This is a genomic window from Salinivibrio sp. SS3 (assembly GCF_001722105.1).
Classification (GTDB): domain Bacteria; phylum Pseudomonadota; class Gammaproteobacteria; order Enterobacterales; family Vibrionaceae; genus Salinivibrio; species Salinivibrio kushneri.
Genome location: NZ_MEBQ01000041.1, coordinates 14,163 through 34,167, shown reverse-complemented (window position 1 = coordinate 34,167; position 20,005 = coordinate 14,163). Strand labels below are relative to the sequence as shown.

General features: G+C 51.7%; 15 protein-coding genes. 4 read left to right on the top strand and 11 right to left on the bottom strand.

Features of this window, described 5'->3' with window-relative positions; all coding sequences use genetic code 11:
• Positions 1-77: 77 nt before the first annotated feature.
• A complete protein-coding gene (gene radA, locus BGL48_RS11530; protein ID WP_069362777.1) occupies positions 78-1,454 on the bottom strand; it encodes a DNA repair protein RadA in 1,377 nt (458 codons plus the stop codon).
• A gap of 124 nt (positions 1,455-1,578) precedes the next feature.
• Between radA and BGL48_RS11525 the strand changes: the two genes are divergently transcribed.
• Positions 1,579-3,936, top strand: coding sequence for a PilZ domain-containing protein (locus BGL48_RS11525; RefSeq protein WP_069362776.1), 2,358 nt, complete (start codon positions 1,579-1,581; stop codon positions 3,934-3,936).
• Between the two features lie 105 nt (positions 3,937-4,041).
• Here the strand turns inward: BGL48_RS11525 and serB are convergent, their stop codons facing one another.
• Positions 4,042-5,013: a phosphoserine phosphatase gene (gene serB, locus BGL48_RS11520; protein ID WP_069362775.1), complete on the bottom strand. Its 972-nt coding sequence runs from the start codon at positions 5,011-5,013 to the stop codon at positions 4,042-4,044.
• Between the two features lie 129 nt (positions 5,014-5,142).
• Between serB and BGL48_RS11515 the strand changes: the two genes are divergently transcribed.
• Positions 5,143-5,727 carry an AhpA/YtjB family protein gene (locus BGL48_RS11515; protein WP_069362774.1) on the top strand — a complete coding sequence of 195 codons (585 nt, stop codon included), beginning with the start codon at positions 5,143-5,145 and terminating at the stop codon, positions 5,725-5,727.
• A 90-nt stretch (positions 5,728-5,817) separates the two neighbouring features.
• Here BGL48_RS11515 and BGL48_RS11510 read toward each other — a convergent pair whose 3' ends face one another.
• The 8 genes from BGL48_RS11510 to prfC all read right to left on the bottom strand — a co-directional run bounded on the left by BGL48_RS11510 (position 5,818) and on the right by prfC (position 14,066).
• Entirely contained in the window at positions 5,818-7,038 is a 1,221-nt protein-coding gene (locus BGL48_RS11510; RefSeq protein WP_069362773.1) for a phosphopentomutase, read from the bottom strand.
• 11 nt (positions 7,039-7,049) lie between these two features.
• Positions 7,050-8,381, bottom strand: coding sequence for a thymidine phosphorylase (gene deoA / locus BGL48_RS11505; protein WP_069362772.1), 1,332 nt, complete (start codon positions 8,379-8,381; stop codon positions 7,050-7,052).
• A 65-nt stretch (positions 8,382-8,446) separates the two neighbouring features.
• Entirely contained in the window at positions 8,447-9,223 is a 777-nt protein-coding gene (gene deoC, locus BGL48_RS11500) for a deoxyribose-phosphate aldolase (protein ID WP_069362771.1), read from the bottom strand.
• Positions 9,224-9,589: 366 nt separating this feature from the next.
• A complete protein-coding gene (locus BGL48_RS11495) occupies positions 9,590-9,760 on the bottom strand; it encodes a XapX domain-containing protein (RefSeq protein ID WP_069362770.1) in 171 nt (56 codons plus the stop codon).
• A gap of 162 nt (positions 9,761-9,922) precedes the next feature.
• Complete coding sequence (locus tag BGL48_RS11490; protein WP_069362769.1) at positions 9,923-11,209, bottom strand: NupC/NupG family nucleoside CNT transporter; 1,287 nt, start codon at positions 11,207-11,209, stop codon at positions 9,923-9,925.
• A 210-nt stretch (positions 11,210-11,419) separates the two neighbouring features.
• Positions 11,420-12,190 (bottom strand): TatD family hydrolase, encoded by a 771-nt coding sequence (locus BGL48_RS11485; protein ID WP_069362768.1) that lies wholly within the window; start codon positions 12,188-12,190, stop codon positions 11,420-11,422.
• Positions 12,183-12,329: a hypothetical protein gene (locus tag BGL48_RS16275; protein ID WP_158012883.1), complete on the bottom strand. Its 147-nt coding sequence runs from the start codon at positions 12,327-12,329 to the stop codon at positions 12,183-12,185. Before BGL48_RS16275 ends, BGL48_RS11485 begins: the two co-directional genes overlap by 8 nt.
• 147 nt (positions 12,330-12,476) lie before the next feature.
• Positions 12,477-14,066 (bottom strand): peptide chain release factor 3, encoded by a 1,590-nt coding sequence (gene prfC / locus BGL48_RS11480; RefSeq protein WP_069362767.1) that lies wholly within the window; start codon positions 14,064-14,066, stop codon positions 12,477-12,479.
• A gap of 415 nt (positions 14,067-14,481) precedes the next feature.
• On the opposite strand from prfC, the gene pnp reads away from it, so the two are divergent.
• Complete coding sequence (pnp, locus tag BGL48_RS11475) at positions 14,482-16,620, top strand: polyribonucleotide nucleotidyltransferase (protein WP_069362766.1); 2,139 nt, start codon at positions 14,482-14,484, stop codon at positions 16,618-16,620.
• Between the two features lie 68 nt (positions 16,621-16,688).
• Entirely contained in the window at positions 16,689-17,567 is an 879-nt protein-coding gene (nlpI, locus tag BGL48_RS11470; RefSeq protein ID WP_069362765.1) for a lipoprotein NlpI, read from the top strand.
• Positions 17,568-17,654: 87 nt separating this feature from the next.
• Here the strand turns inward: nlpI and BGL48_RS11465 are convergent, their stop codons facing one another.
• Positions 17,655-19,763, bottom strand: a complete 2,109-nt coding sequence (locus BGL48_RS11465) for a sensor domain-containing protein (protein WP_069362764.1) — start codon at positions 19,761-19,763, stop codon at positions 17,655-17,657.
• Positions 19,764-20,005 lie beyond the last annotated feature (242 nt).

The window sequence follows — 20,005 nt, the reverse complement described above, 5'->3', positions numbered from 1 at the left end:
TGATAAAACCGAGCGCCTTTGTTCGATCAACGGGCCGTATCATCGCCCACCACTTCGCTATTGGTACTTGCGCACGACTACAAGTCTTCTAGCACATCCAGGGCGTCGGAGAGTTTGCTAACGCCATAAACCGTCATCCCTTCAATACGCTGTTTCGGCAAGTTGGCTTTGGGCACGACTGCTTTTTTAAAGCCATGTTTTGCCGCTTCCATCAAGCGCTCTTGCCCACTTGGCACTGGGCGAATTTCTCCCGCCAAGCCGACTTCACCAAAGACCACCAGCTCTCTCGGCAGCGGGCGATCCCTAAAGCTCGATATCAGCGCTAACAACAGGGCAAGATCGGCACTGGTTTCGGTGACTTTAACCCCACCAACCACATTAACAAACACATCTTGGTCAGACATTTGCAGCCCGCCGTGTTTGTGTAAAACGGCCAGAAGTAAGGCAAGACGGTTTTGCTCTAGCCCCACCGCCACCCGGCGTGGATTGGCCAATTGTGAATAGTCGACCAAGGCTTGTAACTCTACCAATAGAGGGCGAGTGCCTTCCCACACCACCATTACCGAGCTACCGGAGGTTTGCTCCTCACCACGTGAAAGGAAAATAGCGGAGGGGTTACTGACCTCTTTTAAACCCTGCCCAGTCATCGCGAACACGCCAAGTTCGTTGACCGCACCAAAGCGGTTTTTATGGCTGCGCAGCGTACGAAAACGGCTATCACTGGAGCCATCGAGCAAAATCGAACAATCAATACAGTGCTCCAGCACCTTGGGGCCAGCCAGTGTGCCATCTTTCGTCACATGCCCCACCATGAAAATCGCCACATTGTGTTGTTTGGCATAACGGGTCAAGGCTGCGGCAGACTCCCGCACCTGCGACACGCTACCGGGCGCGGATTGCACATCCGCGACATGCATCACCTGTATCGAGTCAATCACCATGATTTTCGGTTGTTCTTTTTTGGCCACCTGGCAGATGGTTTCTACGCCCGTTTCTGACAACAGCTTCAAGCGGTCTTTGGCAAGCCCCAACCGATCAGCGCGCATCGCCACTTGCTGTAATGACTCTTCCCCTGTGATGTACAAGGTCGGCAAATGGTGCGCGAGCCCCACCATGGTTTGCAACAGCAAGGTACTTTTCCCTGCGCCCGGGTTACCACCAATCAAAATAGCGGCCCCTGGGACGATCCCCCCGCCGAGCACACGATCCAGCTCTTTAAAACCACTGCTCAGGCGTGGCACTTCTTGTAGGTCGATATCCTGCAGGGTTTGGACTTGCCCCTCGGCGCTGCCTGTATACCCGGCATACTTTTCATTGCGCGCGACCTGAGGCGACGCCGCTAGCCTCACCTCTGTAATGGTGTTCCACGCGCCACAGGCTGAGCACTGCCCTTGCCAACGGGGAAAATCCGCGCCACAGTCGTTACATACGTAGGCTCGTTTTGTTTTTGCCATTCGCTCTCCAAGACGTATGATGTCAGCTAATTCACAAAATGATTGCTATCTTATTAATTATTCCGACACTTTTTCGAATCGGTGCCGTTATTATATTAAGGACAATACTTTACCAAACTTTGCCATGAAGCAGGATGATTACCAGGGACTGATTGAGCAGCTGCTTCCGATGTCCCAAACCCCCAAATTTGAGGTGCTGCTCGATAAGCTTACCGCTAACGAGCCAAGCTCTGCCAAACTGCTGATCAAAATGGAGATCAGACGTTTAATGACGCCATGCAATCGTGCCATCGATCTGCGTGGCAAAGTCGATGGTGAATGTCATCAATACGAGTTAAACGGCCAAACACATTGGCTGGATGATGTGGCAATTAACCACTATTACGAGCGCTTGCCTTTATACAACGGGCAAATGACCCAAGGCTTGTGGGAAGATTTGCACAACACCCCTAATAACTTTCGCGTCAAACACGAACAAGAGAAACACACTCAGCAACAAGGAAAAGGCCCAGTCAGTGATACGGCCCAAGCGGCATTGTTACCCGAGAAACTCACCTTTGGCCGTTATTTAGCGCGTAGTGAAAGCCGCATCCATTTTGCTACCCAAGTATTAATAACACTGAATACTGGGTATGAGGTACATGGGGTCACCAGCGACTTGTCTAATTCAGGGTGCCGAGTGCGTGTCCCTGCAGCATTCGATTATCCGCCTAGCGCTGAAGTATTAGTGCAGTTCACCGCGCTGGGGCAAAAGTATCAAGATCCCGATCTTGAGCAAGGGTTGAGTTATCGTATTATTGGCGTTGATCAAAACAAAGAGTCCACCAGTAGCGTGTGGTTACGGCTGCGGCTTGACACCAGCAGTGACGCGATTAAGCAAGCGCTCGATACAGAAATGGCCTCACCCGATTTTCGTGGCAAACAAGATGGTGAGGACAAGCTACTCACACTCAAGCTGCAAAGCTATGAACAATCCTTTTTGCACCATACCAGTGTGCTACCGCTTTACTTTGCGCAAGACAAATTAGAGTACGTATTACAAACGCGGCAAAATCGGGAGCTATGGGATTACTGGCACGACAGCCGCAATCAACCCGTCATTAATCATATTTTTGATGCAAAGCGTTTGGCGTTACTGCAAGTGGAAGGAGCGTCAACCAGCCAGCTATTGTTATATTGCTTTTATGTAGAGAAAGACAAGCAGCGTTTCTTCTATTCTGCCTCGCCCAGCGAAATGAGCGAAGATGAGCGCCACCTGTTCTGGCAACTGGGTGCCAAGCGTCCTTCATGGCGGGTGTTGAAGGTGACCATGTCAGCCATTAATGCGGGTGACCTTGAGCGTTTGCAAGATGTATCTCCGGACTGGCTCAATACATTAAAAACCCTCACACACGTCGCGTTGGTGCAAGATGTGACTCATACCGAAAGCAAGGATAGTTATTTATCCCACCCCAAACCGTCGTTATCCAGTCAAGCCTTGCGACGCTTTTTACACCAACGTAATCCAGTGTGCGCGGCACAGTTAATCTCATCTGATAGGCAGCCCCAACGTCGTGAACCACGTTATGCCTATCGCTCTGAGGTATCATTGGTGCATCCAGAACAGGGGGCGCTGAAGGGAAGACTGGTCGATTTTTCCTCGGGGGGCTTGAACCTGAAACTGGCGCAGCCTTTTCAAGGGGCGAAAGATGACTTGGTGTCTGTATCACTCGATGCGTTTGTCAATATTGACCCGCGCGCACCGTTAGTCGACATGCCGTATCAGGTGATTCGAGTGAGCCCCAAACGCGATAATATTCAACTCAAGCTCACCACTGAAGCGCCCAACACCCGTCGTCGCCAGTATCTTCGCCGCTTGATTGAGCACAACCTCGACAAATTGACCGTGCTGGATGAACGTTTGCCCGACCCTCCCTTGATTTGGGCCATGCACCAATTGCTGCTCACGCGCCTAACCGTGCAGCCTTATTTTGTTCGACGTGATAACGGTGTACTCTCGGTGCCTGCAGTGGGTATCAACCTGCCTCCCAGCCGTTTGCACCGCTTTCTCGAGCGCGCAGGCGGCGGTCGCCAACTGTCTTTTTACCCGGTGTTCGGGGATAAGATTCTCACCCGTACCCATGAAGTCACACGCCCTTCGCAGCCTCTGAAAGAGCTGGTACGCGAGTACTTTGTCTGGATAGACATGAAAGATGATAAGGTGCGTGCGGTGCATACCTTTGCCGATAGTGAGTTTGAATCTGACGACGCGAGACGCAAGTTCATCCAGTTGGCGCAAAAAGGCGGGGCGTTTGCCGTGCTACGCAACCGGATGACACCGCTGGCCCATGCTGAACAAGATATTGATGCCACCCAGTTATCCAGCTTGCTCAAACGCGATACCCACAAAGCACGCCAACTGGAAGACGAATTTGTTGCCTTGTGTGCCTACGGTGAGTTGGTCGATGTGACCGATGAAGTGCTAATGCGACTGGGGCGATAGCCGCAGGCGACGCACTCTTCAGCACGATATCGACCGCGTCAATAGCAAAGAGAGAGCGGCATCCAGTAAGTGCCGCACCGAGAGGGTGCCACAAGGTTGCGCTTATTAGCGTGGCTGCCAGCTAATCCGATCACGAATACTGGCAGAGAGCACACACAACACACCGCCCAACCACGCATGTTTGACCGCCGCTTGCGCTTTCGCATTGACTTTGGGCTTCGCATGATAGGCAATACCAAGGCCAGCGGCCTCCATCATCGCCAGATCATTGGCGCCATCGCCAACGGCTAAGGTGTTCTCTGGCGCAATATCGTACTTTTGCGCCAACATGGTCAACACATCCGCTTTTCGTTGTGCATCCACCACTGCCCCGTCTACCTCGCCGGTCAATTGACCATTTTTGACCCCAAGCTGGTTTGACGCCGCATGGTCCAAGCCTAATTGCTGCTGTAGGTGATCAGAAAAATGGGTGAAACCGCCAGAGGCAATCGCCACATACCAGCCGCAGGCTTTTAGACTGGCCACGAGATCCGCCATTTCTGGCATCAACGGCAACTGCGCTTTCACTGTCTCAAGTATCGCCGCGTCAGAGCCTTTCAAGGCCGCCACGCGTTGACGTAAGCTCGCCTCAAAATCAAGTTCGCCCAACATGGCACGCTCGGTAACCGCAGACACCGCCTCTCCAACTCCAGCGAGTGCCGCAATCTCATCAATACACTCTATCTCTATTGCGGTGGAGTCCATGTCAAACACCGCCAAACCAGGTCTGCTTAAATCCGGCAGGGCCTGTAAATCGGCGCAGTCAAGCGCGAGTGCCTCAATCACGGTACGATGTTCATCCGTCAGTTCACCGCGGATCAATAACACCTCATACGGCCCAACACGCCAGCCGTCGACGACCTCAACGTCATCACCGGTAAAAAAACGGATATCGTCGAGCTGACGGGGGTCGATGACCTCACCAAACACAATCCATCCCCCTTGCCGGCGGCGCGAGAAAGCAGACGTCGTCATCGTTGGGAAACGGCGGTAAAGTTGCGGTGAACGGTGAATTGCCAAGGGGTTGGCCTTATCCATGGTCAATATTTTCCTTTCGATTTCCAAGCAAGCTTGGTCAATGAATCAATCACAATGAGGCTGTGATACCATAAAAACCGTAGTAAGCTCCAGTGCTAATTGATCCTGTTTATCTGGCTTGAGGAAGGTATGTTTTCAATTTCGCGCAAAACACTACGGCGGGTGACCTGGTGGGGAATGTTGCTCACCACCATCGGTGCTATTGCCGCCTTAATGCTTTACAGCACCACACTCAGCCAGCGCCAGTATCAAGCGCTGTATCAGCAAACCGATCAATTAGCCCAGCTGATGACCCGCCAGGTGGGGGTGCAAGCCTATGATGCCTTGGTTGATAAGAACTATCAGCCTCTGCAAACCATGGCCAATGAACTGGCAACCGAGCCGCTGATCCGTGATGCCAGCTTCTATCAGCTCAACGGCAGTCCTGTGGTGCGCTCAACGAATGCTTTACCACTGGAAACCGCCGTCGGATTAACCACCCCACTGGGGCTAGAAAGCCAAGGACGACAGCAGCTGATGACGCCGATAAGCCGTGGTGGCGATATTGTCGGGTTTCTCCGTCTCACCGTTGAGCATCACTCGGTTATCAATGAAGCCAAAAAACAGCTGCAATCGAATATGACCGAATTCCGGCTCCTCATTGGCCTCGCTCTGTTGTTGGGGGCATTATTGATGACCATGCTCACTCGTCGTTCTGCGCGTTTATCTTGGTAAAACGGCAAAATACGGCGACCAGAGCGAGAAACCGAGATAAAAAAAGAGATGGCTGTTCGCCATCTCTTTTTATCTAGGAGGGTCAACGCGTTATAGGAACGACTTGCCGTAATCCATTGGCGACACATCAAAGTATTCCGCCAAGGACTGACCAATATCGGCGAACGTTTCGCGGCGACCGAGCGAACCCGCAGGCACTTTTTTGCCGTAAACCAATGCAGGGATATGCTCACGGGTGTGATCGGTGCCAGGCCAGGTTGGATCGCAACCATGATCAGCTGTTAGCAATAACACATCGTCTTCTTCAAGCATGTCCATGATTTCAGGTAGGCGACGGTCAAAGTATTCCAACGCCGCGGCATAGCCAGCTACGTTGCGGCGATGGCCGTACGCCGAGTCAAAGTCGACAAAGTTGGTAAACACCAAGCTGTTGTTGCCTGCTTCTTTGATGGCGTCTTTGGTTGCATCAAACAGCGCTTCTAAGCCTGTGGCTTTGATTTTCTTGGTGATACCGCAGTGCGCGTAAATGTCCGCAATCTTACCAATCGAGATCACATCACCTCCTTTTTCGTCCACCAGCTTTTGGAGCACGGTAGGAGAAGGTGGCTCGACAGACAAGTCACGGCGGTTGCCGGTGCGCTCAAACTGGCCTTTCGCTGGCCCGATGAAAGGACGAGCGATCACGCGACCAATGTTATAGTCTTCCAGCTCTTCGCGTACGATCTGGCACAACTCATACAGCTTATCGAGCCCGTAGGTTTCCTCATGGCACGCAATTTGGAACACCGAGTCCGCTGAGGTGTAGAAAATCGGCTTCCCAGTTTTCATATGCTCTTCGCCCAGATCGTCCAGCACTTGAGTACCCGACGCATGGCAGTTACCGAGATAGCCAGGTACACCCGCTCGCTCAACAATGCGATCAAGCAGATCTTGCGGGAAGCTGTTGGTTAAGTCTGAGAAGTAGCCCCAGTCAAACAACACAGGCACACCAGCAATTTCCCAGTGGCCAGATGGGGTGTCTTTACCAGAAGATAGCTCTTTGGCGTGCGCGTAGGCACCGATAATCTCTGCATGTGAGTCTAAGCCTTCTGGGAAGTAACCTGACGACTCTTCACACGCTTTACCCAAGCCCAACTTGGTCATGTTAGGCAAAGACAAGGGGCCTTGACGATCCGCATTATCCGCTTCGCCCTTCGCACACGCTTGAGCAATGTGGCCCAAGGTGTTTGCACCTTGGTCACCGAATTTGACGGCGTCTTCAGTGGCGCCAATACCAAATGAGTCTAAAACTAATACAATTGCGCGTTTCATGATCGCCTCCATTAGACGTCTTGTAAGCTGATGCGACGATAAACGTCTGGTGTTGCACTCGGCGCCTCATCAGCGACTTTCACTGCGGCTCGCACCGCATTCGCCGCTTGTTGCCATTGCTCTTCAGTCTGAGCGTGGAGCATGGCGAGCGGGGTGTGCTCATCCACTTGTTGCCCCAGACGAATCATTTCGTTCAACCCAACGGCATAATCAATTTTATCGCTGGCAACCCGACGGCCACCACCTATTTCTATAATAGCCATGCCCAATGCCCGTGTATCCATGGCATTGGCAATGCCCGATTGCTCGGCATAGACAGGTTTGATCACAGATGCAGTCGCCAGATATTGATCCGGCGACTCAACAAAGTCAGCCGGCCCGCCTAGCCCTGCAATCATTTTGGCAAAACACTCGGCAGCGCGACCGCTGTCCAGTGCCTGATCCAATTTTTGTTTTGCTTGATTCACATCGGTTGCCAGCCCACTGACCACCAACATGTCGGCGCATAGCGCCATGGTCACATTGTACAAACGTGGATTACGGTAGCGCCCGGTGAGAAAATCAACGGCTTCTTTCACTTCTAAAGCGTTGCCTGCCGACGATGCTAACACTTGGTTCATGTCCGTCAGCAAGGCACTGGTTTTAGTGCCAGCACCGTTGGCCACTCCCACAATCGATTTGGCCAACGCCTCTGAATCTTCATACGTTGGCATGAACGCGCCCGATCCCACCTTGACGTCCATGACCAAGGCATCCAGGCCTGCGGCCAGTTTTTTCGACAAAATCGACGCGGTGATCAAAGAAATATTATCTACCGTGGCCGTGACGTCACGGGTGGCATACACGCGTTTATCCGCAGGCGCTAACGAGCCGGTTTGCCCTATGATGGCGACACCGGCGTCACGGGTCACCTCCCCAAACACTTGGTTGCTTGGCATGATGTTATAGCCAGGAATCGACTCCAGCTTATCCAGGGTGCCCCCAGTGTGGCCCAAGCCGCGACCTGAGATCATCGGCACATAGCCACCACACGCCGCCACCATGGGACCCAACATCAACGAGGTCACATCACCGACCCCACCGGTTGAATGTTTATCAACCACAGGACCATCAAACTGCATGTGGGACCAATCTAAGGTCATGCCAGAGTCGCGCATCGCACAGGTCAATGCCACACGCTCATCCATGGTCATATCATTGAAGTAAATCGCCATCGCAAACGCAGCAATTTGACTTTCCGACACCGAATCGTTCGCCACACCCTGGATGAACGAATAAATTTCTTCTTTGCTTAACGCGAGGTTGTCGCGCTTCTTACGGATAATCTCTTGAGGTAAGATCATACATCCTCCTTACCGGCCAATGGGCAAGGCTCACCTTGCCCATGGTGTCGAGTGACAATCAGCGGTTAATAACCGCCTTCTGCTGCTTTTTCACCTTCGCCTAAGGTGTGCAACAGATTTGCCAAAAGGCTCGATGCACCAAAGCGGTAATGACGGCTGTCAGCCCATTGCTCGCCGAGAATGCGATCTGCCATCGCGAGGTATTGTTGCGCGTCTTCCGCCGTGCGCACGCCACCCGCAGGTTTAAAGCCAACCGTATCAGCCACGCCTTTATCGTTGATCACGTTGAGCATGATCTCCGCCGCTTCAGGGGTGGCATTCACCACCACTTTCCCCGTAGAGGTTTTAATAAAGTCAGCGCCTGCATCAATAGCAATCTCAGACGCGCGCTTGATCAGTGCCTCGCTTTTCAGCTCACCGGTTTCAATGATCACTTTAAGTAATACGTCGCTGCCACATGCGGCTTTACACTGTTTGACCAGCTCAGCAACCACTTGTTCGTCACCCGCAATCAGCGCGCGATACGGGAACACCACATCGACTTCATCGGCGCCATATGCCACCGCGGCTTTGGTTTCTGCCACCGCAATATCAATATCATCATTGCCGTGTGGGAAATTGGTCACGGTAGCGATGCGCACCTCTGGCGTACCTTGTTCGCGCAGTGTTTTCTTGGCGATAGGAATAAAGCGCGGATAGATGCAAATGGCTGCTGTGTTGCCAACGGCGGTTTTCGCGTTCTGACACAGGCTGATCACCTTTTCATCGGTATCATCATCGTTCAGTGTGGTCAGATCCATCAGTTTTAGTGCGCGTAGGGCCGCGGTTTGTAATTCGTTCATTAGTTATCTCCAGTCCTCATTCTTTTGCCAAACAGGTATCGGGTTGGCCACTGTATTAACAACCGGTTTTGTTTTCCGGTCATTGCTCAGCGGACTTGGCTCCATGAAGTTTGAGGCTGGACATCGCGCCGCCTTCAACCAACCATCCTTGTTGCCGCGTGCAAATACCTGGGTATTTGCGGTTTCGCCGTTGGACGTTTCTGATTGGGCTAGCCACACCTTGTTGCTAACCATGAGAGGAAAATAAGGATTGTGGCGCCAGCAAACTTTGACGGCGTTCACTTATTTTACCAACGCCGTTTCAGCAAAACTAGATTTTACCGTTTATGTTGAAAAATACACTGTTGCGCGGTGGAACCAATCTTTCTAACTGAAAAAACGCGCCACAATCCACTGATAGCCGACGCCGCCCAAATACACCCCGACAATGCCCATTACCCCGGATAAGACAGGCGGTGCGGGGATGGGGAGTTTGATCGCACTAAACAATACGCCCACTAAAAAGCCGGCCACGAGGGCGAGAAGAATTTCCTGCATGGTTTTACCTTATGTTGTCACAAGCCTCTATTGATGAGTATACACCCCTCAGCAAGGACGGGTGGTTGAAGCATACTCATAACGTAAGCCCAATAAAAAAACGCCACACAGGCAGTCTGTGTGGCGTTTTGCTTAACACGGTGTGCTATCGCGATAAGACGATTAGCCAGCCAGCGTCAAGGTGACAAATAGACCCGCAATGGTCGCTGCCATCAAGTTAGACAAGGTACCGGCGATCACCGCTTTTACACCGAAGCGTGCAATTTCTGGGCGACGGTTTGGCGCGAGGCCACCCAAGCCACCCAGCAAGATAGCCACAGACGACAAGTTAGCGAAACCACACAGAGCAAAGGAGATAATCGCTTTGGTTTTCTCTGTCATTTCCATACCTGTTGCTGCAACAACTTGCGCACCGTCACCAAGGTATTGCGTGAAGTTCAGGTAAGCCACGAATTCGTTAACCACGATCTTCTGACCGATGAAAGAGCCTGCGACCACCGCTTCTTCCCATGGCACACCGATAAGGAATGCAAACGGGGCGAACAGGTAACCCAAGATCAGCTCCAGCGTGATGTCTGGGTAACCGAACCAGCCGCCGATACCGCCTAGCATGCCGTTAATCAGGGCAATCAAACCAATGAACGCAAGTAGCATCGCACCAACGTTAAGCGCCAGTTGCATACCTGATGAAGCGCCGCCTGCGGCTGCATCAATCACGTTCGCTGGCTTCTCTGCGCCTTCAGCGGTCGCGTCAGCCATCTGCTCGACCGGCTCGTCGGTTTCAGGTTTGATGATTTTCGCAAACAGTAGACCACCTGGTGCGGCCATGAATGATGCCGCAATCAAGTACTCAAGCGGAACACCCATAGAGGCATAACCGGCCAGTACGCCACCGGCAACCGAGGCCAAACCACCACACATGACCGCGAACAGCTCTGACTGCGTCATGCGAGGGACGAATGGACGGATCACCAAGGGCGCTTCAGTTTGTCCGACAAAGATGTTAGCGGTTGCTGACATAGACTCGGCACGTGAGGTACCCAGTGCTTTTTGCAGACCACCACCGAGCACGTTGATCACAACCTGCATAATACCCAGGTAGTAAAGCACGCTGATCAGTGAGGAGAAGAAGACAATGACAGGAAGAACTTTCAGTGCGAAGACGAAACCGCCACCGCCGAACAGTTCAAACATTTTGTCAGAAACCAGCCCACCAAAGATGAAGCTGATCCCTTCGTCACCGTATGCGATGACGTTAGCAACGTATTGTGATGCGCCGTACAGAATGTCGCGTCCGACATCGACATAGAGTACGAAAGCACCGAAAAAGAGTTGGATAGCAAATGCGCCACCCACGGTACGGAGGTTAATGGCTTTGCGGTTATCGGAAAGAAGAACTGCTATCCCTAGCAGCACAACCATCCCAATCACGCTCATCAGCAGGCTCATAATATTGGCATCCTCAAAGTAAAAAGTTGGCGTCTCGACAAAGTGGAATTTGGCTTCCGGGGAGGGATTATACGCATCGCAGTCACATTAAAGTAATATTCCAATCACAGTTCGCTGTAAAACTATTTTGTAATGCATCAATAAGTATGACTTTGATCTAGTTTTGTGAGCTTATGCAACCGCAAACGTTTGTCTTTTGCCCGTTCCCGCTCAATCAAAGCCAAACAATCTTTCAGCGTTGTCTGATGTTTCGGTCATGAGATGATCTTTATCACAGCCTTTTAACTCAGCAACCACATCAGCAACCCTTGATATCTGAGAGGGTGTGTTCGGTTTTCCTTGAAATCCGGCCAAAGGCATGTCGGGGGCATCGGTTTCAAGGACGAGGTGATCCAAAGGTAGCTGAGCAATGGCGCGGCGGGTCTTTTGCGCGCGAGAATAGGTCACCGTGCCGCCCACCCCGAGCATCAAGCCCGCATCAATAAACTGTTTACCCTGCTGTTCACTGCCACTGAACGCATGTAACACCCCGCGTATCCCTGGATAGGCTTTAACCGCGCGTAATAATGGGTTATGCGCTTTGCGGCTGTGCAGAATGATGGGGAGATCATAGTGGCGTGCGAGCCAGAGCTGCCCCTCCAATAGCGCGTGCTGGCTCTGCGGAGCGGTATTTTGGTTCGCGACAACAAAGTCGAGCCCGGCTTCCCCGACGGCGACACAACGCGTAGGGCGCGCGTTCAATGCCCGTTCCAGTTTATCCAGGCTGGTGTCCGTGTGAGCATCGAGAAAACATGGGTGTAGCCCCAATCCTGCATATAAACCATGCAGGCGTTCAGTCAGCGACAGCACCGCCGACCAGTTATCCTCGCTAACACTAGGGACCACCATCCGCGTCACGCCTTTTTCGCGTGCCGCCTGCCAGTACGACTCTGGTGCCTCACGAAACGGAGAAAAATCAAAATGGCAATGGGTATCAATCATGCTGAGACGTTGGTGTCGATGATGTTTTTTCTGAACGCTTGATAGGCACACAGCTTCGGCGGTTATCCTCGCCAAGCCCCATTCGCTGACACCAGGCATCGTAACCTGCCACCCAACGTTTAATACGCGCAATCATCATTGTTGGCATCCTTGCTTTGTCAACTTTATGCCATTAAAAAGCCGTCTAGTTACAGACGGCAGTATAGCATGGCGTGAAAGAGGAGAGCGTCATCGCTATCCGGTGCACGTTTGTAACCACACCGGGCGATCCCACCCTCTCCCCCGCTTAGTGTTCGCGGGTCGCTCTGAGATCAATATCCGGGAAGCGCTCTTGCGTGAGGTTTAGATTCACCATGGTCGGCGCAATGTACGTCAAGTTGTCACCGCCATCCAAAGCCAAGTTCGCTTGGTTTTTACGCTGAAATTCGTCCAACTTCTTCTCGTCATCACACTCTACCCAACGCGCGGTGGCGACATTAATCGGCTCATACAAGGCATCCACGTTGTATTCGGCTTTCAAGCGTGCCACTACCATATCGAACTGGAGGACACCGACCGCACCGACGATTAAGTCGTTTGATTGCAACGGACGGAACACCTGTACGGCTCCTTCCTCAGACAGCTGAATCAAACCTTTAAGCAGCTGCTTTTGGCGCAATGGATCTTTGAGACGGATCCGACGGAAAAGCTCTGGGGCAAAATTCGGGATCCCCGCAAATTTCAGATCTTCTCCTTGAGTAAAGGTATCGCCAATTTGAATGGTGCCATGGTTGTGCAAGCCAATAATATCACCCGCAAACGCATCTTCAGCCCGTGACCGATCTCCTGCCATAAAGGTCACCGCATCGGAAATATTGATTTGTTTACCGAGGCGCACATGACGCAGTTTCATCCCTTGCTGGTATTTCCCAGAGACAATACGCATAAAGGCAATCCGGTCACGGTGGCGTGGATCCATATTGGCTTGAATTTTAAATACAAAGCCGGAGAACTTCTCTTCGTCAGCCTTGACTTCACGATCATGGGTTGGACGCGCCATAGGCTTGGGTGCCCACTCGGTCAGACCATCCAACATGTGGTCCACACCAAAGTTACCCAGTGCGGTACCGAAGAAAACAGGCGTGAGTTCACCGCTTAAAAACAGTTCATGGTCAAACGCATGAGACGCGCCCATCACCAGTTCCAACTCGTCACGCAAATCTTGCGCAATGTCTGCACCAATCGCCTCATCCAACTCAGGATTATTCAAGCCTTTAATGATACGCGCATCCTGGATGGTATGGCCTTGGCCTGATTGATACAGAATGCTTTCGTCACGATGAATATGGTACACACCTTGGAAGCCTTTCCCGCAACCAATCGGCCACGATACCGGCGCACACGCAATATTGAGCTCACTTTCTACTTCATCAAGCAGCTCCATTGGGTCGCGAATATCACGGTCCAGTTTGTTCATAAAGGTAATGATCGGAGTATCACGTAAACGGGTGACTTCCATCAGCTTACGGGTACGATCCTCGACACCTTTCGCCGCATCAATCACCATTAAGCACGAATCGACCGCGGTCAGTGTCCGGTACGTATCTTCCGAGAAATCCTCGTGCCCTGGCGTATCAAGCAGGTTCACTAAGCAGTCGTTGTAAGGAAATTGCATCACCGAGGTGGTGACAGAGATACCACGCTCTTTTTCCATGTCCATCCAATCAGACTTGGCATGTTGGTTAGAGCCACGCCCTTTCACGGTTCCCGCCGTTTGAATGGCACGTCCGAATAACAGCACCTTCTCGGTGATGGTGGTTTTACCCGCATCTGGGTGCGAGATAATCGCAAACGTGCGGCGTTTATCAACTTCCTGTTGCAGCAGTGTATTTGACATAGAGGTTATCTTCTTGTTGGCTTCAGGCGGCAATCAGGCGCCAGCTGAGAGGGTCATTCACAAAGGTGGCGTATTTTCGCTGATCTTGTAGTCAGCTTCAATTCACAAATCTGACTTCGCCGTGTTATCTGCATCCGTTAGGGTCAATATTGCTTGCCAAACCCATCACAAATGTTGCCATTTGACCGCCTCGTGGTGTCGTTATCGGCCAAGCACGTGTATAATTAGCGCCACTTTCAGCTGTCACACAGTCAACAACGTCGACCATAAGGTCGCGACTATTGACAGCACACTGCCCAAGCAGGCCAAACACCCGCGCAGCCTGCTGTCATTAGTCGCGATGGTGAGCAGCTGAAAGCCGACACTTAGTGAGATAAACCAACGGGTTTATCCCTCAGCAACAAGGAAATAATCTGTGAATCCAATCGTAAAAACATTCCAGTACGGCAATCATACAGTGACATTGGAAACGGGCGTGATGGCACGTCAAGCCAATGGTGCTGTTATGGTTAGCATGGACGATACCTCGGTATTCGTTTCTGTGGTCGGTAAAAAAGAAGCGGCTGAAGGCCAAAGCTTCTTCCCATTGACGGTTAACTACCAAGAGCGTACCTACGCGGCAGGTAAAATCCCAGGTGGTTTTTTCAAGCGCGAAGGTCGCCCTTCTGAGTCAGAAACTCTGACCGCACGTCTGATTGACCGCCCTATCCGTCCGCTATTCCCGGATTCGTTCAAAAACGAAGTCCAAGTGATTGCAACTGTCGTATCTGTTAACCCAGCGGTGAGCCCTGACATTGTTGCCATGCTGGGTACCTCGGCAGCACTCGCTATCTCAGGCATCCCATTCAACGGCCCTATCGGCTCGGCGCGCGTCGGTTACATCAATGATGAACTCGTGCTTAACCCAAGCCCAGCAGAGCTAGACGACAGCAAGCTTGACCTTGTGGTCGCCGGTACTGAAGGTGCGGTGCTGATGGTAGAGTCTGAAGCGGATCGCCTAAGCGAAGAGCAAATGCTACAAGCGGTAATGTTTGGTCATGAGCAACAGCAAACCGCGATCAACGCAATCAAAGAATTTGCCGCCGAAGTGGGAACGCCTACTTGGGATTGGCAAGCGCCAGAAGTGAACGCCGCGCTACAAACCCGTGTGGCTGAAATGGCACAAGGCCCATTGGCTCAGGCATACCAAATCACTGAAAAAATGGCTCGTTACGAGCAGATTGGTCAGGTGAAACAGGAAGTAGTGGCTGCACTACTCGGCGAAGACGAGACCTTGGATGAGCGTGAAATCCTAGGCATGCTCGGCGACTTGGAAAAGAAAGTCGTACGCAGCCGCATCATTGCCGGTGAACCACGTATTGATGGCCGTGAGAAAGACATGGTTCGCGCCCTCGACGTGCGTACAGGCGTATTACCACGTACACACGGCAGCGCCTTGTTTACCCGTGGTGAAACGCAAGCGCTAGTCACCGCGACATTGGGTACTCAGCGTGACGCGCAAACCATTGACTCAATCATGGGTGAGCGCCAAGAAGGCTTCATGCTGCACTACAACTTCCCGCCTTATTGTGTGGGTGAAACCGGTTTTGTTGGCTCACCAAAGCGCCGCGAAATCGGCCATGGTCGCCTAGCGAAGCGCGGTATTGCTGCTGTGATGCCAAGCCAGGACGACTTCCCGTACACACTGCGTGTAGTCTCTGAGATCACCGAATCCAACGGCTCTTCCTCAATGGCATCTGTCTGCGGCACATCGCTTGCGCTGATGGATGCCGGTGTACCGGTGAAAAAATCCGTGGCCGGTATCGCCATGGGTCTGGTGAAAGAAGGCGACGATTTCGTTGTGCTTTCCGACATCTTAGGTGATGAAGATCACCTCGGTGATATGGACTTTAAAGTGGCCGGTACGGATGACGGTGTCACTGCTTTGCAGATGGACATCAAAATCGAAGGGATCACTAAAGAGATCATGCAAATCGCATTGAACCAAGCCAAAGGCGCACGTTTACACATCCTTGATGTGATGGACCAAGCCATCGGCTCAGCACGCGACGACATCTCTGAGTTCGCCCCGCGTATTCATACCATGAGCATCAACCCTGACAAGATCCGTGATGTGATTGGTAAAGGTGGCGCCGTGATCCGTCAGCTGACCGAAGAAACGGGCACCACAATCGAAATCGACGACAACGGTACCGTGAAAATTGCGGCCACCGACGGTGAAGCTGCCAAAGATGCCATTTCACGCATCGAAGCGCTCACGGCAGAAGTCGAAGTGGGCCGTATCTATACCGGTAAGGTTCAGCGTATCGTTGACTTCGGTGCCTTCGTCTCAGTGATTGGCGGCAAAGATGGTCTGGTTCACATTTCTCAAATCGCTGATCAACGCGTTGAGAAGGTGTCTGATTATCTCGAAATCGGCCAAGAGGTAGACGTGAAAGTGCTGGAAGTTGACCGTCAAGGTCGTATCCGCTTGAGCATGAAAGAAGCGTCGGCAGAACAAGCCCCCGCCGCTGATGCTGCACCAGCAGAAGAAGCACCAAGCACTGACGCTTAAAGTCATATCGTCATTCATGGTATAAAGGGGGCTGAGGCCCCCTTTTTTTTACACGGAGATGCGCCTTCATGACCATTTTTACTCAGCCACGGGCGGGATTTTATAAGCCTCTGGCTATTCTGGCGCTGTTATTATTGACCGGCTGTACCAGCCAGTGGACCTTTCCTCCTATGGCCGTCCCCTTACAGCCCACGCTGCAACAGGAAGTGCATCTGGCACGTATAGACCAGCTGCTTGCCCGCGATGATTTGAGTGACGATGCACGCGCCCAGCTGCATTATGAGCGTGGACTCATGCATGATAGCTTAGGGATGCGCGACTTGGCGCGATTGGATTTTAATCAATCGCTGTCACTCAAGCCTGATCAACCTGATGTGTTTAATATTCTTGGGGTCTATTTTACTCAAAACGGCCACTATGATGCTGCCTACGAGGCCTTTGACTCGACGTTAGAGCTGGATAACAGTCACAGCTATGCCGCGCGTAACAGAGGCATTGCCCTTTATTACGGGGGGCGCTATCGCCTGGCCCATCAAGACTTACTCCATCACTACCAAGAAGATAGCGACGATCCTTATCGCCTCATTTGGCTTTATTTAGTGGAGCGCGATTGGAAAGGGGAAACCAAAGCGCAACAAGCGCTAGCAACGCGGAAAGCGAATGCGGAGACCGCGGGTTGGGGCTGGCAGCTTGTCGATATGTACCTCGGTGAGCTCAGCGAACGTGAGCTGCTAGAGCAACTTGCCTCGCAAGGTGAAGACAATGAACGGCTCGCAGAACGTTTATGTGAAGCTTACTTTTACCTTGCTAAACGCTATCAATTCCAAGGCGACAAGGATCGCGCCGTGGCATTGTATAAGCTTGCCATGTCAGGCAACGTGTATGAGTTTGTCGAACATCGCTATGCGTTACTTGAGCTCAATCGGCTCGCCTATCGTCGGCCCTAGTATTTCATTCCTGAGCGCCTCAAAAATAAAAATAGAGCAGGCTCACTGCTCTATTTTTGATCCTGAGTAATACCAACAGGTATCCGGTTAGCTTGTCTGCGCACTGGGTGCCAGTGCCTGTGGAGGTTGCTTGTTGGGCTTACTTTTCAGCAATAGCTTTTCAAACTCATGCTTGGGCATGGGCGAGTGGAAATAATAACCTTGAATGGTGTCACAGTGCAGGTTAGTGAGCACTGACGCCTGCTGACGGGTTTCGACCCCCTCTGCCACCACGGTCATTTCCATGGCTCGGCCGAGATGAATAATGCTTTCCACCAGCGTCACCTGTTTACTCAAAGCATCCATATCGTGAATAAACGCGCGGTCAATTTTAAGCTCATCAAGCGGAAAACGAGCAAGGTAAGACAAGGATGAGTAGCCCGTGCCAAAGTCATCAATCGAGAGGGCAAAGCCCAGTGACTTAATCGCATTGAGCATATTCAGCGCATGCTCATCGTTTTTCATCACCGCGCTTTCCGTTAACTCAAAAGTAATATCTTCTGGTTTCGCTCCCGTGGCTTTAATCAGCTTTTCCATGTGCTCGGTCAGCTTGGGGCTGCTAAATTGCTCTGGCGATAAGTTAATCGCCACTCGCCCCGGCAGCATGCCTTGTTGACGCCAGCGACGCACGTTTTGAAAGACCTCGCGCATCACATGGCGTCCAAGCGCTTCAATCAGTCCGCAGCGCTCTGCGACCGGAATAAAACGCCCAGGACTGATATAACCCTCAACCGGATGTTTCCAACGCACCAAGGCTTCAGCACCGTTGATACGATAATCACTGGCACTGACCTTAGGTTGATACCAGACTTCCAGGCCGTTGTTTTGTAAGGCCTTTTGTAGCTCGATTTCCAACCAAAGCCGCATCCGTGCTTCTTTACTCATGCTGTCATGATAGGCGACCACTCGGTTTCGGCCTTGCTCTTTGGCCTCATACATTGCGGTATCGGCATTTTGCAGCAGCTGACGCGCGTCTTTACCATCATCGGGATAACGCACCATTCCCACTGAACACGCCAGATACTTGCTAAAATAATGCAGCTCAAAAGGCTGGCTAATCGCACCGACGACTTTGTCGGCCAGTTGATCAGGCGCGTCGTCCGTTGCGGGCTTAGGCAGCAGCACCGCAAATTCGTCACCGCCTAAGTGACCAACAATGGTATCCGCCGAGAGCAAGGCGCGTAAACGCTGAGCAATATCCTGAAGCACACGATCGCCAACATGGTGTCCGAGAGAGTCATTGATATTTTTAAAATTATCGACATCAAGATACAGCATCGCCAACGGCGTTTGAGCTTTGATCAATCTATCCAACTCTCGGCTGAAGCCATAGCGGTTATACAGGCCGGTTAAGGCATCCGTATAAGCGGATTGTTGCTCACCGATTTTGCTGGCATCCTCTTTTTCGGTGGGTTTTAAGCGCTTAACCGACGAGTCAGTCATTGTCGGTTGTAGACGCAGCATATGCGCTTTTTTGCCCAAAAGATGGATAGGTGATTGGCTCACCGTCAGCGGCGCGCTGTTTTTTGCACTCACTACCGACACACCTTGCTCAAGCGGCGTACGCGATAGGCTGTCAATGGTGCTAGACGCTTTCTCTGTCGACACGAGATAGTCTGATAAAGGCTCACCCACCAACGCATCGAGACTTCCGACGCCCAATAACCCAGCTGCCGCAGGGTTCGCTGATAATATACAGCCATCTTCAACCACACAGCAGCCATCATCGATAAGTTGACTAAGACGGTGGTATTTTTCCTCCGCCTCTTCGAGCGCACTGGCTAATACTTGGCGTTCGGATGTATCTGCGGCATGAAAAATCACGCAGGGCTTGCCACTTTCATCAGCGACATTCGGCAAGGGGGCAACACTGAAGTGAAAGCTAGTGCTATGGTAGTTATCAGTAAGAAGCACCTCTCCCTCGGCGCATTCACCCCGTCGGGCTTTGTCATAATGTGGTTTGACCGACTGATAAAACGCCTCGCCTAGGGTATCGATATCGGATAACCCCTTTAACGACGGCAAGGCCAAGCCAGACAGCTCGCTATAGCGTTGGTTGGCGTAAAGGTAGCAATCATTGCTGTCGAGAATGGCAAAAAGGAACGGACTATTATCGGTTAAGCAGTAGAACCAATCATTTAACGACGATATTGGCATGAAAAGCTCACATCTGGAAATCACTCTCGACCATCTCATTGGCGAGACAAACGTCTCATATATTAGACACTTTTAACTTTGTTGTCAGTAGCACTTTATGAGGCACGCGTCATGGGTTCAAGCTTTTCTCACTATATACCGCATATTTTACTGTAAAAATAGATAAAGGACTCAAAATCAGCAAACAGGGGAGACTGTGTCGCCATATTGCACAATTTGCTGACTATTTATGCATTTAGCTG

What these genes read in the sequence shown, in the direction of transcription:
- radA (WP_069362777.1), bottom strand. Translation starts at nt 1,454, where the DNA reads ATGGCAAAAACAAAACGAGCCTACGTATGTAACGACTGTGGCGCGGAT.
- BGL48_RS11525 (WP_069362776.1), top strand. Translation starts at nt 1,579, where the DNA reads ATGAAGCAGGATGATTACCAGGGACTGATTGAGCAGCTGCTTCCGATG.
- serB (WP_069362775.1), bottom strand. Translation starts at nt 5,013, where the DNA reads ATGGATAAGGCCAACCCCTTGGCAATTCACCGTTCACCGCAACTTTAC.
- BGL48_RS11515 (WP_069362774.1), top strand. Translation starts at nt 5,143, where the DNA reads ATGTTTTCAATTTCGCGCAAAACACTACGGCGGGTGACCTGGTGGGGA.
- BGL48_RS11510 (WP_069362773.1), bottom strand. Translation starts at nt 7,038, where the DNA reads ATGAAACGCGCAATTGTATTAGTTTTAGACTCATTTGGTATTGGCGCC.
- deoA (WP_069362772.1), bottom strand. Translation starts at nt 8,381, where the DNA reads ATGATCTTACCTCAAGAGATTATCCGTAAGAAGCGCGACAACCTCGCG.
- deoC (WP_069362771.1), bottom strand. Translation starts at nt 9,223, where the DNA reads ATGAACGAATTACAAACCGCGGCCCTACGCGCACTAAAACTGATGGAT.
- BGL48_RS11495 (WP_069362770.1), bottom strand. Translation starts at nt 9,760, where the DNA reads ATGCAGGAAATTCTTCTCGCCCTCGTGGCCGGCTTTTTAGTGGGCGTA.
- BGL48_RS11490 (WP_069362769.1), bottom strand. Translation starts at nt 11,209, where the DNA reads ATGAGCCTGCTGATGAGCGTGATTGGGATGGTTGTGCTGCTAGGGATA.
- BGL48_RS11485 (WP_069362768.1), bottom strand. Translation starts at nt 12,190, where the DNA reads ATGATTGATACCCATTGCCATTTTGATTTTTCTCCGTTTCGTGAGGCA.
- BGL48_RS16275 (WP_158012883.1), bottom strand. Translation starts at nt 12,329, where the DNA reads ATGATGATTGCGCGTATTAAACGTTGGGTGGCAGGTTACGATGCCTGG.
- prfC (WP_069362767.1), bottom strand. Translation starts at nt 14,066, where the DNA reads ATGTCAAATACACTGCTGCAACAGGAAGTTGATAAACGCCGCACGTTT.
- nlpI (WP_069362765.1), top strand. Translation starts at nt 16,689, where the DNA reads ATGACCATTTTTACTCAGCCACGGGCGGGATTTTATAAGCCTCTGGCT.
- BGL48_RS11465 (WP_069362764.1), bottom strand. Translation starts at nt 19,763, where the DNA reads ATGCCAATATCGTCGTTAAATGATTGGTTCTACTGCTTAACCGATAAT.